The sequence below is a fragment of the Paenibacillus sp. MMO-58 genome, assembly GCF_037146255.1.
Lineage (GTDB): Bacteria > Bacillota > Bacilli > Paenibacillales > Paenibacillaceae > Pristimantibacillus.
The window spans coordinates 232,057-244,333 of sequence record NZ_JBBCVY010000001.1; the positions used below are offsets into that span (position 1 = coordinate 232,057).

The following is a 12,277-nucleotide window of genomic DNA, read 5'->3' on the forward strand; positions in this document are numbered from 1 at the left end:
CATTCCGGGAAGGTGACATAGATTGAACGATGAAATCAGCGACAAATACAAGATATCTCCCTATTTAATCATCTTTCCTCTTTATTCCAGCATGGTGGGGATTGGTGTGCTTACTTACCAAAGAAGATTAATTGAGCATGCCGGTTACAATGCATGGATCTCTGTTATTTTCACGGGGATTAGCATTCATTTTCTCTTATGGATGATTTATAAATTATTATCATCGGCTGAGGATTCTCATGATATAGCTGTCATCAATAAGAAGCTGTTTGGCCGTATTTTGGGCAACCTCTTTAATGCTGCCATCGTTCTGTATTTTGTTTTCGGGGCATTTGTGAAATTTAAGGGATATATTGAATTGGTTCAAGTCTGGTTATTCCCCAGTATGAACTTTCTACCCGTCAGCATTGTCATTCTGCTGCTTGTTTACTATGCTGTCTCTGGCGGAGTCCGTTCCGTAACAGGAATGACGGTTTGGGCGACGATTATTTCATTCGTTTCTATTGTTCCGCAGGTTACACTTACCATTCCATTTTTGCATCCGTTAAACCTGCTGCCACTATTGAATCATTCAATACCGGAGCTTCTTCTCTCTTCAAAGGATATGGCATTTGAGTATTTGGGATTCGAGATACTCCTTTTGTTTTATCCGTTTATTAAAACACCGGAAAAGTCACAAAAATGGGCGCATTTCACCCTCGTTATGATTACGTTATTGTATTTGATGATATTGGTTGTGGCCTTTATGTTTTTCACGGAAGAACAGCTGCGTCATTCTATATGGCCGACATTAAATATGATTGGGATCTTTGAAGTGCCGCTGCTTCAAAGACTTGAATATATGTTCATTTCAATGTGGTTTATTAAGATAATAGTTGGCGTTTCCATCTATGTATGGGCTGCATGCCGTGGAGCGAAGATTGCTTTTCGCATAAGGCCGCGAATAATTTTGGTATTGATTCTCATCGCATTTACGGTACTATGCGAAGTCATTAGGGACCACAGAACCGTTGAAAAGCTCTCGGAAATCTATTCCGAGGTTGGCGTGTATTTTATATACGTCTACATCCCGTTTGTGTTAATAGGCGTTCTGATCCGGCAAAGGTGGGTAAGACATCTTCGGCGCACAAGCTAACGTAGGATAGCTCATGTTCCGATACAAAAGGTGAAGTCAAATTTGAAATGGAGGGTAATGATGGATATCCCGGCTATGTCCGTTGCTTTATCTCAAAGCAAGCTTATGAACGATGTTGGAATCAGCGTCCTCAAAATGGCGAAGGACCATTCGACAGATCAATCGCAGCAGCTGATTCAAATGATGGAGCAAAGCGTGCAGCCGCACCTGGGCGGCAATATTGATTTGAAAGCGTAAGAAGACAAGTGGCAGCCTTAAGCGTCGATTAGACGTGAAGGCGGCCTTTTTTAATTTTCCACGGATTTACTAAAAGTAAGGCTTTACAGGACACCAAAAGGTGTTGTATTATGCGGAGCTGTTTGATTCGATCAAGCTCCCGCAGTGGTTCCGCGTGATTACGGGACTTGTCCAGCTGCTTGGGGCGTTGGACTCCTTATTGGTTACTGGTATCCCGGCATGGCGGGCTGGGCGGGAGTATGGATTGGGATTACGATGTTACTTGCGGTTCTGTCGCATCTGAGAGTAAAGCACCCATTCGGGAAAATGTTCCCGGCTGTCCTGAATCTCGTCATAGCAGCCGCGGTGATCCTTCTGTTTGCGGGGGATCTGGCTCATCCGTTTGGCTGAGTTTCAGCAAATAAACCAAACCGGTACGTTGTCTATTTCAGTCGTACCGGTTTTTATTTATATAAATTTAACAATTCATAGGACTCACCCTAACCATAAAATAGTATAATTATCACTATATTCTGACGACATCTTATCCTAAACTATGGATTGATAGTCCTTTCCCTATATGAGAACGTCGCCGGATTCAATTCCCGGCATAACGGTGATTAATAGAGGAAGTCCGTATCGGAGGCAATCCAATCATGTGAGGAGAGGTAGAGATGACAGAAAAAACCGCAAGCAACAAAATCGTGCTGGAGCCGGAGGCTTTGAAATTTGCGCAGGATACGGCAAATCCGCCGTATTTGTTCGATCTTGGTCCGGAAAAGGGCCGCGAAACGGTAGATAACGTTCAGGCCGGGGATATTGCGAAGCCGTCTGTCGACATCACCGATCTGACGATTGAGGGCGGGCCAAGCGGGCAGGTATCGATCCGCATTATCCGCGCTCCCGATGCAACAAAGAAGCTCCCGGCTATTCTCTATATCCATGGTGCCGGCTGGGTGTTTGGCAACGCCCATACGCATGACCGTCTTATCCGCGAGCTGGCGGTTGGGGCGGAGGCTGCCGTTGTTTTCCCGAATTACAGCTTGTCGCCGGAGGCGAAATACCCGACGGCTATCGAAGAAATTTATGCTGCCCTGCAATGGATGGCGGAGAACGGCGAAGAGCATGGCCTGGATACAAGCCGGCTTTACGTGGCCGGGGACAGCGTTGGCGGCAACATGACGGCGGCCATAACGCTTATGGCAAAAGAACGCAAAGGACCTCAGATTCATAAACAGCTGCTTTTCTATCCGGTTACGGATGCAGGGAATGATACCGAATCCTACAAGGAATTCGCGACGGGTTACTTCCTTCGCCGGGACGCTATGGCCTGGTTCTGGGATCAATATACGACGAACCGCGAGGAACGGGAGGAAATCTATGCCTCGCCGCTGCGCGCGACAACCGAGCAGCTTAAAGGCTTGCCGCAGGCTCTAATCATTACGGGCGAAGCGGACGTTCTTCGCGATGAAGGCGAGGCTTACGCCAATAAGCTTCGCGAGGCTGGCGTGCGGGTCACGCAGGCGCGTTTCCAGGGAACGATTCACGATTTTGTTATGCTTAACGCTCTGGCAGACACGTCTGCCGCCCGCGGCGCGATGCTGCTGGCGAACGCTTGGCTGAAGGAATAGCCTTTTTAAACGGTGAAAATTATATTGCGCCAACGATGCGCAGGCAGGAGCGGAACATGAACAATATTGCTATTTTTGGATTTGGACGGATTGGCAGACAGCTTCTTCGCGTAGCTTTGCAGGATCAGCTGTTTGTACCGGTATCTATCTCGGATATTAAAGACGAAGCGACGCTTGCTGCCCTTTTTGAAGTCGATACGAACTACAAGCGTTGGCCGGAGCCTGTGGCTGGCACGGAGGGAACGATCAAAATCGGCGACCGTTCGATTCTTTATTTGAACTCGTCGCAGGAAATTCCGAACTGGAGCGAGCTTGGCGTTGGGCTGGTCATTGACTGCACGGGACGGGCGGTGACGAGACAGGTAGCGGAGCTTCATCTGGAGCGCGGCGCGAAGCGCGTTCTCGTCAGCGGACCAAGCAAAACTCTTGACGATTGCGATGCGGTATTGCTGAAAGGCATCAATCTCGACAGCTTTGATCCGGAGAAGCACAAAATCATCAGCATGGCGAGCTGCACAACCAACGCGCTTGCCCCCGTTGTTAAGCTCGTCCGGGAAAACTTCGGCATTCAATACGGCTTATTCTCGACGGTGCATTCCTATACGAATACCCAATCGCTGACGGATCAGCCGATGAGAGACCGCAGGGATTCCTGGGCAGCCGCGGAGAATATTATCCCATCCTCTTCGGGTGCGGCAAAGGCGCTTAAGTTTATTTGGCCGGATCTGCAAATTACGGGTAAAGCTTACCGGATTCCGACGCGTACCGGAAGTATCGCGGAGCTCAATCTGGTTACGGAGAAGCCTTGTACCGCGCAGGAAATTAACGATATGTTCCGTCAAGCCGCGCAGGAAGGCCCGCTTAACGGAGTTCTTGATGTGCTGGAAGGGGAGTGGGCTTCCTCGCGTATCGTAGGCGATTCCCATTCTTCGATTATCGATTTGCCGCTGACCCATGTACAAGGCGGACTTTTATCCGTTGCTGCCTGGTATGATAACGAGTGGGGCTATGCATCGCGCCTCGCTGAAGTAGCGGCATTTTTAGGTCGGCAATAATTGCGAATACGAACGTCAACCCCGCTTTCTCCAAGGAGAAGGCGGGTTTTTGCGATTTTCGAACATTGTGGATGAGGTCGCGCAATCGTTGCTTGGGGTCTTAAAATTGGCCTAAATGTCCTATATTGACAACCAAAAGGTTTATGCTATATTAATCTCATGGTTTTACTTGGTATTAAATGGCACCTATTGGATGAACCATCCAAACAAAAGAACCGCTGACCGGGCAACTGGAAGCGCAGAAGACCAACACTTGCTGTGGTCGGCTGCGTTTTTTTGTTTTCCCAGGGATAAAAGAGAAAGGGTGAGAGAGATGCCGGAATTAGAAAAGCTTCGATTCGAGAATGTGGCAAAAAGCTTTATTGTGCGAGATCCGAAACAAAAAGGGGCGACGCAGCAATTTACGGCGGTTAAGGATTTGAGTTTTACCGTCAAGGAAGGCGAGTTTATTACCTTAGTAGGACCAAGCGGCTGCGGAAAATCAACCCTGCTTGACCTCATTAGCGGTTTATCTCTTCCAACTAGCGGGCGTATTTACATGGATGGGAAGGAAATTACCGGTCCAGGCCTCGACAGAGGCATTGTTTTTCAGCAATATGCTTTATTTCCTTGGAAGACGGCAAGAGGGAATATCGAGTTCGGACTGGAGGCAAAAGGCATCCCGAAGCATGAGCGGAGAGAGTTGGCGGAGCATTTTCTGGCGTTAGTTGGTCTAAGCGCCTTCGCTAACCGGTATCCCCATGAATTGTCCGGAGGCATGAAGCAGCGCGTAGCGATTGCCAGAAGCCTTGCTTTTAACCCGGATGTTCTGTTAATGGATGAACCGTTTGCGGCGCTTGATGCGCAGACCCGGGAAACCTTGCAAAGCGAGCTGCTTCGGATCTGGCAGAAAACGAAAAAAACGATTATTTTCATCACGCATGGCATTGACGAAGCGGTATACCTGGGAGAACGCGTTGTTGTTCTGACTCCCGGTCCGGGTACGGTGAAGAAGATCGTCGATATTCCCTTGAAGCACCGGCTGGATGATGCGGATATCCGCTCCAATCCGGAGTTTGTAAAGGCGCGGCATGAGGTATGGAGCTTATTGCATGAGCTGGAGTACCAAGGCGCGTATATATAACGGATTGACGAAAGGAGCGTATCGAAATGGAAAATGTAAAAGCGGTTCCTAGACCCTTGCAGAGCAGAAAGATTAAACTGGGCATTTCGCTAAATGTCCGCAAGCTGTTCAAACAGTCTATCGTCCTGATCTTATTGGCTCTGGTGTGGCAGTTTGCTCCCCTCGCGGGCTTCGCGGATCCGGCTTTCCTGCCCCCGTTCTCCGATGTCGTTCAGGCGTTATGGAATTTGATATTGTCCGGCGAGCTGTTCCATCATTTTGCGGCGAGTATGATTCGTTCGTTAAGCGGATTTGCCTTGGCGCTTGTTATCGCCATTCCGTTAGGGCTTGCGATTGGCTGGTATCCTCTAGCCAGGGAGCTGCTTAATCCGGTTATGGAACTGTTCCGCAACACAGCCGCGCTCGCTTTGCTTCCCGTGTTTATGCTTATCCTCGGCATCGGAGAGACATCCAAAATCGCCATTGTATTGTTCGCCTGCACTTGGCCGATCCTTCTGAACACGATCGCGGCCGTTGGCAACGTTGATCCGCTGCTGATCAAATCGGCCCGGTCCATGAACCTCCCGTCCTATAAGCTTTTCCTCAAAGTTATACTGCCGGCCTCGGTGCCAACGATCTTTACCGGAATCCGGATGGCGGGAACCGGAGCGATTCTCGTCCTTATCGCCGCTGAGATGGTAGGCGCCAAGGAAGGACTTGGCTACCTCATCACGTATTCCCAATATAACTTTCAAATCCCCGAAATGTTCGCAGGAATCCTCACGATCGCTTTGCTTGGCTTGCTGATTAACCAGGGACTAAGCGTGCTGGAACGTAAATTGTCCAAATGGAAGCAGCAAGTATAAACGAAGCGGATATTTTTTTACATTAAAGTTGATTAAAAATATAGGAATACTAGGAGTGAAGAGTATGACCCAAAAACAAATGAAGCTTGGAGCCTTCTTTAACCTGCCGGGACATCATGTGGCCAGCTGGCGTTATCCGTCGACCGATCCTCGCCGGACCTTGCATCTGGAGTACTTAAAAGAGCTGGCGCAGACGGCGGAGCGGGGCAAATTCGATATGATCTTCTTCGCGGATATCCTTGGTCTCAAGCGTCTAGGCAATTTCGCCACCTCAACCGTTAAGCTTGATCCGCTTATTATTATCTCGGCGCTTGCGGCAGTCACCCGGAATATCGGTCTGACGGCGACTCTTACGACCACTTATAACGAGCCGTTCCAGGTAGCGCGCAAGTTCGCGGCTATCGACCATTTATCCGGAGGGCGTGCGGGCTGGAATGTAGTGACCTCAGGCAATGAGAAGGAAGCGCAGCTGTTCGGCAAGGAAAAGCATCTCGAGCATGCGCGGCGCTATGAGAGGGCGGAAGAGTTCGTCGAGCTGACGAAGAAGCTCTGGTTCTCCATCGAAGAGGAAGCGCTTTTTATCGACAAGGAGAATGGCCGGTTCCTGGACGTTGACAAGGTGCACCCCGTTGATCATCAAGGAGAATGGTTTAAAGTGCAGGGTCTGCTCGATGCTCCGTCGACGCCGCAAGGTTATCCCGTCATTGTGCAGGCGGGATCTTCGGAAGCGGGGAAAGAGCTGGCCGCGAAGACGGCCGAGGTGATATTTACCGCCTGGCAGACGCTGGAGGAAGCGCAGGCCTTTTACCGGGACGTGAAAGGGCGCCTTGCCAAATACGGGCGCCAGCCTGATGACCTGAAAATTATGCCGGGCGTGTTTATCACGGTTGCTCACACGGAAGCCGAAGCGATTGCGAAGCGCAAGGAGTTAAACAGCTATATTTCGCCAGAGGTTGGACTGGAGTACCTATCGAATTTTATCGGCGTCGATTTGAGCGGTTACGATGTGGATGCGCCGCTTCCGGCAAGCGGGGAGAACGAGGACAAGACGAACCCGCAGACCCGGACGAATATCATACGCGCTCTTGCGGAGCGGGAAGGCTTAAGCACGCTGCGCGAGGTGTACGAATTTATCGCAGGAGCACGGGGACACCGGGAAATTGTAGGCACGCCGGCCCAGATCGCGGATCAGTTAGAAGATTGGTTTCTAAATGGAGGAGCCGACGGCTTTAATATCATGCCGCCTACGTTCCCCGAAGGCTTAAACGATATTGTGGAGCTTGTTATTCCGGAGCTGCAGCGCCGCGGATTGTTCCGGACGGAATACGAAAGCCATACGCTGCGGGGGAATCTGGGTTTATCCATTCCTGTTAATCCATATCGCATGCAGCCGCAGCAATCGCTTCAATAAATATGAAGAGGTCGGGAGAGGGTCATATGAAGAAACGGTTTACTCATGTTCATGCATTTCTGTTAACGATGGGCTTAGTTAGCGTGCTGCTAGCAGGCTGCTCCGAGAGCAAAGCCAAGTCGGGGGAAGAAGACAAGGTGCTTCAATACAATTCGGCGCCGGGAAGCGTATCGTTTCCGGAGCTGGCGAAGGATTTGGGGTATCTGGGCGATTTGGAGCTGGAATCGATCGGGAGCACGACGGGCGGACCGGAAAGCATTCAATTAACGGCAACGAAACAGATCGATTTTGGTTCGGCTTTTAACGGGGCGATTATCAAGTCCATCTCGCAAAACGTAAAGATCAAATCCGTTATCGGCTCATACGGCAGCGATAAGAACACCTACATCGGCGCATATGTGCTGGCAGACAGCCCAATTAAGTCGCCAAAGGATTTTATCGGCAAAAAAGTTGGCGTGAATACGCTGGGAGCCCATTTGGAATTTGTAACGAAGGATTATTTAAGGAAAGGCGGCTTAACGGAGAAGGAGATCCAACAAGTGACGCTTGTGACGATTCCGTCCGCCAATGCCGAGCAAATTCTGCGCAGCAAGCAGATTGACGTTGTGCTCATGAGCGGTATCGCAAGAGACCGTGCCCTGGACAAAGGGGGCATTGTCGAGCTCTTTAAGGATACGGACGTCTATAAGACGGAGTTTACGGCAGGCGATTATTTCTTCCGGGAGGATTATATCAAGAATAACCCGGACACGGTGAGGCAGTTTGTTGAAGGCGTGGCCAAGGCGATCGAATGGGCACGCACGACTCCGCGGGAAGAGGTCATTCAGCGGTTCGAGGCCATTATCAAGAAGCGCGACCCCAACGAGCCTACAGAAAATCTTAAGTTTTGGAAGAGCACCGGGATTGCGGAGGCCGGAGGCGTTATAAAGCCGGGTGAATACCAGGTCTGGATTGATTGGCTCGTAGCAAACGGCGATTTGAAGAAGGGCCAGGTTAAAGCGGAAGATTTGTACACCAACGAGTTTAATTCCTACGCGAAGAAATAAGGAAAGCCTTAAATTTAAAGAAGAGATGGAGTGGTTAAGATGACGGCAAGACAAATGAAGCTTGGTGCTTTTATCATGCTGCCCGGACATCATGTGGCGAGCTGGAGACATCCGGATTCCGGAGCAGAACGTACTTTTGATCTGGCCTATTTGACGGAGATCGCCAAGACGGCGGAACACGCCAAGTTCGATATGATCTTTTTCGCGGACGGCTTTGGCTCCAATCTGAATGAGCAATCCAGCTCCGCGCTTAAGCTGGATCCGGTTATTCTAATCTCGGCGCTTGCAGCCGTTACGGAGAAAATCGGGTTAGCCGCGACCTTAACGACCACTTATAACGAGCCCTTCCATGTCGCTCGCAAGTTTGGTTCGATCAACCACTTGTCTGGCGGCCGCGCAGCCTGGAATGTCGTAACCTCCGCCAATGACAAGGAATCCTTCCTGTTTGGCAAGGATAAGCATCTGGAGCATGCAAGCCGGTATGAGCGGGCCGAGGAATTTGTTGGGCTTGTCCAGAAGCTGTGGCAATCCATCGACGCCGACGCGCTTGTTATCGACAAGGAGCAGGGACGATTCCTGGATGTAGATAAAGTGCATCCTGTCGACCATGACGGAAAATGGTTCAAAGTAACGGGTACGCTCGATAATCCAGCCAGCCCTCATGGCAACCCGGTTATCGTGCAAGCCGGCTCATCCGAGTCCGGCAAGGAGCTGGCGGCCAAGACGGCTGAGGTTATATTTACGGCCTGGCAGACGCTGGAGGAGGCGCAGGCCTTTTACCGGGACGTAAAAGGGCGGTTGGCCAAATACGGACGGGAAAAGGATGAGCTGAAAATTATGCCGGGCGTCTTTATTACAGTCGCCAAGACCGAAGAGGAAGCGCTAGCGAAGCAGAAGGAGCTGAACAGCTACATTTTGCCGGAGGTTGGTCTGGCTTATCTATCGGCATTCACCAATATCGATTTGTCCGGTTACGATGTGGATGAGCCGCTCCCGGATATCAGCTCGATTGAAGACAAGACCAATCCGCGCATCCGGTACAATATTATCCGGGATATTGCAAGGCGCGAGAATTTAACTTCGATCCGCGCCGTGTACGAACGGATTGCCGGCGCTCGCGGACACCGCGAAATCGTCGGAACGCCTTCGCAAATTGCCGATCAGCTGGAGGAATGGTTTCTGAATGAGGGAGCGGACGGCTTCAATATTATGTCGCCGCATTTCCCGGGAGGATTCGAAGATATTATCGAGCTTGTCGTTCCCGAGCTGCAGCGGCGTGGACTGTTCCGTACCGAATACGAGAGCAGCACGCTGCGCGGGAATCTGGGTCTGCCGCTTCCCGGGACGAGGGCAGAGAAGGATAAAGCGGCGGTTAGCCACTAAGCGGCGTTCGGCGTTCAAGCTGTCGAGAAAGGCTCTACAGTCCGAGGTTAAGGTCCCTAAGGGACCTTAACCTGCCTCGCCCGGGTAAGAAAAAAGCCCTTAAGGCCCCTTAGGGACTTTAAGGGTCTGCTAAAAGCCCGGCATCACCGTATATAAGGCCGAAATCACGAGGTTAAGGTCCCTAAGGGGCCTTAACCCCACCTCACACGTGCCAAAAGAAAGCCCTTAAGGTCCCTAGGGGACTCTAAGGGTCCGCGAAAAGCCCGGCATCGCCGTATATGTGGCCGGATTCATGAGGTTAAGGTCCCTAAGGGACCTTAACTTGCCTCGCCTGGGCAAAAAGAAAGCCCTTAAGGTCCCTGAGGGACTTTAAGGGGCTGCGAAAAGCCCGGCATCGCCGTATTTGGCGTTTCTGCTATCTATAACCTGTCGTATCCGCCGGTTTGCCCGCCTCAATAATCTCAACCAGATAAGGCATGCAGTTGGGCTGTGAACCGTCCACATCCGTGAAGCCGTACACCTGCGCAAGCTGGCCGCTAGACAGGGATTGTCCATTCCAGCGACTTACATCCGGATCTCCCGCAAGAGCAGCGACGGCACGTCCCACATAGCGGGGCGATTCGGAAATAATAAAATGAGGATCCTCGGAAGCGCCTTCTCGCCAGTTCTCCTCCGTAACCTTAAAAATTTCCAGCATGAGTTCGGAACGAAGCCAGCCAGGCGTCAAGGAAACGGCCGTGCATGAATGGGGCTTCACTTCTTGAGCCAGCGCCCAAGCCATGCGATTGATAGAGTTTTTGACCAAATCGTAATACATCGACAATCTGTAATGGTCCTGATTGTACTCGGCTGTTCCGTCCGTCATCTCGACAATCAGCCCGTTCTTGTTCTTAATGAGGAGAGGGAGAACGAAATGGCTCGTAATCAGATGGGTATCAATAGCGAGTCTTAGCATGCGCAGCCCCTTCTCCAGCGAATGCTCCCATACCGGAGTATTCCATTCCACGAGATTTTCGCCGCCCCATATATCATTGACCAGAATATCAAGCCGTCCATGCTCCTGTTCAATGCGGTTCGCCAAAGCCTGCACCTGTTCGGGGATCAGATGATCCACCTGTACGGCAATTCCTTGTCCTCCTGCTTTCGTAACTAGGTCCGCTGTTTCCTCAATGGTTTCCGGCCGGTTGTACTCGGATACTTGCGCCCGTGTCGTGCGCCCCGTGACATACACCGTTGCGCCTGCTGCTCCCAGCTCAATGGCAATGCCACGTCCGGCTCCGCGCGTTCCTCCTGCTACCAGAGCGATTTTTCCATGTAAAGGTTTCATTATTGGCTGCCTCCTAAAAAGAATGGTAAAGCAATTCGTGCTCCGAAAGCATTGGCTTACGGGTTGATTCTCTCCTCATTGTAAACTATAATGACGACATCTTTTGTCATATATAAAATAAACCAAGGTGAATAAATATGAGGGCAGACCGTCTGCTTAGTATTATGATTTTGCTCCAGAATAATGAAATATTGACGACGAGAGAGCTTGCCAAAAGACTCGAGGTGTCGGACCGGACAATCCTTCGCGACATGGATGCGCTTAGTCTTTCCGGCATACCGGTGGTTGCCGACCGTGGGAAAACAGGCGGATGGAGGCTGATGGACCATTTCCGGAGTTACTTAAGCGGTCTGAAGCTGGAGGATACAAAGGCTTTGTTTATTCTTCCCGCCGAACAAATGCTGAAGGATCTAGGCGTCGAGTTAAAGGGACTCGATATCCGTCAGAAGCTGCTGGCTTCCTTGCCCGACTCCTCCAAGAGCGAAGCGTTGCATTATATGGAGAAAATCTATATGGATACGGGAACGTGGAAGCCAGCCGCGGACAAGAATAATGCTTTGCTAACGATTCAAAAAGCGTTATGGGAGGATACCAGGCTCAACATGGCTTATCGGAAAGCCGATGGAACCAGCTCGGAACGAACGGTAAGTCCTTTGGGGCTGGTGGCCAAGGGCAGCTCCTGGTATTTGGTTGCCATGAATGAAGACGGAGATTTACGGAGCTTCAGGGTTTCGAGAATTACGAGGGCGGAAGCTACGGAGGAGTTATTTTCCCGGCCTGCCGAATTCGACCTCGCCGAATATTGGAAGCAAAGCAAGCTGGATTTTGCCGGAGCGCTCCCTTCATTCGAGGTGAAGGTTCTTGTGCATCCATCGATTATCGGGCGTCTCACCTTTACGGACCGGTTTGTAGAAAAGGTAGGCACGGCTGCACCGGCCGCAGACGGGAAGGTTCCGGTAACGCTTCGCTTCAATACGGAGCAGGAAGCCATGGAATATGTCCTTGGCTTTGGAGGCGCCATGATGCTGGCGCAGCCGGACTATTTAGTCGAAAAAATCGTTAGGCAAGCTAAAGCCGTTCTCGCCATGTACGAATAGAAAAACGC

General features: G+C 50.8%; 12 protein-coding genes. 11 read left to right on the forward strand and 1 reads right to left on the reverse strand.

Features of this window, described 5'->3' with window-relative positions; translation table 11 throughout:
• Positions 1-22 precede the first annotated feature (22 nt).
• The 10 genes from WFJ73_RS00975 (at position 23) to WFJ73_RS01020 (ending at position 9,845) form a co-directional block, all read left to right on the forward strand.
• Positions 23-1,135: a GerAB/ArcD/ProY family transporter gene (locus WFJ73_RS00975; RefSeq protein WP_336771096.1), complete on the forward strand. Its 1,113-nt coding sequence runs from the start codon at positions 23-25 to the stop codon at positions 1,133-1,135.
• Positions 1,136-1,195: 60 nt separating this feature from the next.
• Positions 1,196-1,372: a YjfB family protein gene (locus tag WFJ73_RS00980; RefSeq protein WP_336772105.1), complete on the forward strand. Its 177-nt coding sequence runs from the start codon at positions 1,196-1,198 to the stop codon at positions 1,370-1,372.
• A gap of 144 nt (positions 1,373-1,516) precedes the next feature.
• Positions 1,517-1,762, forward strand: coding sequence for a DoxX family protein (locus tag WFJ73_RS00985; RefSeq protein WP_336771097.1), 246 nt, complete (start codon positions 1,517-1,519; stop codon positions 1,760-1,762).
• A 263-nt stretch (positions 1,763-2,025) separates the two neighbouring features.
• Positions 2,026-2,982 carry an alpha/beta hydrolase gene (locus WFJ73_RS00990; protein WP_336771098.1) on the forward strand — a complete coding sequence of 319 codons (957 nt, stop codon included), beginning with the start codon at positions 2,026-2,028 and terminating at the stop codon, positions 2,980-2,982.
• A gap of 56 nt (positions 2,983-3,038) precedes the next feature.
• Positions 3,039-4,037 carry a type I glyceraldehyde-3-phosphate dehydrogenase gene (locus WFJ73_RS00995; RefSeq protein WP_336771099.1) on the forward strand — a complete coding sequence of 333 codons (999 nt, stop codon included), beginning with the start codon at positions 3,039-3,041 and terminating at the stop codon, positions 4,035-4,037.
• Between the two features lie 313 nt (positions 4,038-4,350).
• Complete coding sequence (locus WFJ73_RS01000; RefSeq protein WP_336771101.1) at positions 4,351-5,160, forward strand: ABC transporter ATP-binding protein; 810 nt, start codon at positions 4,351-4,353, stop codon at positions 5,158-5,160.
• Between the two features lie 26 nt (positions 5,161-5,186).
• On the forward strand, positions 5,187-6,005 hold the full coding sequence (locus tag WFJ73_RS01005; RefSeq protein ID WP_336771103.1) for an ABC transporter permease: 819 nt from the start codon (positions 5,187-5,189) through the stop codon (positions 6,003-6,005).
• Between the two features lie 64 nt (positions 6,006-6,069).
• A complete protein-coding gene (locus WFJ73_RS01010) occupies positions 6,070-7,416 on the forward strand; it encodes an LLM class flavin-dependent oxidoreductase (protein WP_336771104.1) in 1,347 nt (448 codons plus the stop codon).
• Positions 7,417-7,442: 26 nt separating this feature from the next.
• A complete protein-coding gene (locus WFJ73_RS01015) occupies positions 7,443-8,462 on the forward strand; it encodes an ABC transporter substrate-binding protein (protein WP_336771105.1) in 1,020 nt (339 codons plus the stop codon).
• Between the two features lie 39 nt (positions 8,463-8,501).
• Positions 8,502-9,845, forward strand: a complete 1,344-nt coding sequence (locus WFJ73_RS01020) for an LLM class flavin-dependent oxidoreductase (RefSeq protein ID WP_336771106.1) — start codon at positions 8,502-8,504, stop codon at positions 9,843-9,845.
• A 415-nt stretch (positions 9,846-10,260) separates the two neighbouring features.
• Here WFJ73_RS01020 and WFJ73_RS01025 read toward each other — a convergent pair whose 3' ends face one another.
• Positions 10,261-11,172 (reverse strand): SDR family oxidoreductase, encoded by a 912-nt coding sequence (locus WFJ73_RS01025; protein ID WP_336771107.1) that lies wholly within the window; start codon positions 11,170-11,172, stop codon positions 10,261-10,263.
• A 137-nt stretch (positions 11,173-11,309) separates the two neighbouring features.
• Between WFJ73_RS01025 and WFJ73_RS01030 the strand changes: the two genes are divergently transcribed.
• Positions 11,310-12,269, forward strand: coding sequence for a helix-turn-helix transcriptional regulator (locus tag WFJ73_RS01030; RefSeq protein WP_336771109.1), 960 nt, complete (start codon positions 11,310-11,312; stop codon positions 12,267-12,269).
• The last annotated feature ends 8 nt before the right edge of the window (positions 12,270-12,277 follow it).

Excerpts from the sequence above, each read along its gene's own strand:
- WFJ73_RS00980 (WP_336772105.1), top strand. The coding sequence starts at position 1,196 with ATGGATATCCCGGCTATGTCCGTTGCTTTATCTCAAAGCAAGCTTATG.
- WFJ73_RS00990 (WP_336771098.1), top strand. The coding sequence starts at position 2,026 with ATGACAGAAAAAACCGCAAGCAACAAAATCGTGCTGGAGCCGGAGGCT.
- WFJ73_RS00995 (WP_336771099.1), top strand. The coding sequence starts at position 3,039 with ATGAACAATATTGCTATTTTTGGATTTGGACGGATTGGCAGACAGCTT.
- WFJ73_RS01000 (WP_336771101.1), top strand. The coding sequence starts at position 4,351 with ATGCCGGAATTAGAAAAGCTTCGATTCGAGAATGTGGCAAAAAGCTTT.
- WFJ73_RS01005 (WP_336771103.1), top strand. The coding sequence starts at position 5,187 with ATGGAAAATGTAAAAGCGGTTCCTAGACCCTTGCAGAGCAGAAAGATT.
- WFJ73_RS01010 (WP_336771104.1), top strand. The coding sequence starts at position 6,070 with ATGACCCAAAAACAAATGAAGCTTGGAGCCTTCTTTAACCTGCCGGGA.
- WFJ73_RS01015 (WP_336771105.1), top strand. The coding sequence starts at position 7,443 with ATGAAGAAACGGTTTACTCATGTTCATGCATTTCTGTTAACGATGGGC.
- WFJ73_RS01020 (WP_336771106.1), top strand. The coding sequence starts at position 8,502 with ATGACGGCAAGACAAATGAAGCTTGGTGCTTTTATCATGCTGCCCGGA.
- WFJ73_RS01025 (WP_336771107.1), bottom strand. The coding sequence starts at position 11,172 with ATGAAACCTTTACATGGAAAAATCGCTCTGGTAGCAGGAGGAACGCGC.
- WFJ73_RS01030 (WP_336771109.1), top strand. The coding sequence starts at position 11,310 with ATGAGGGCAGACCGTCTGCTTAGTATTATGATTTTGCTCCAGAATAAT.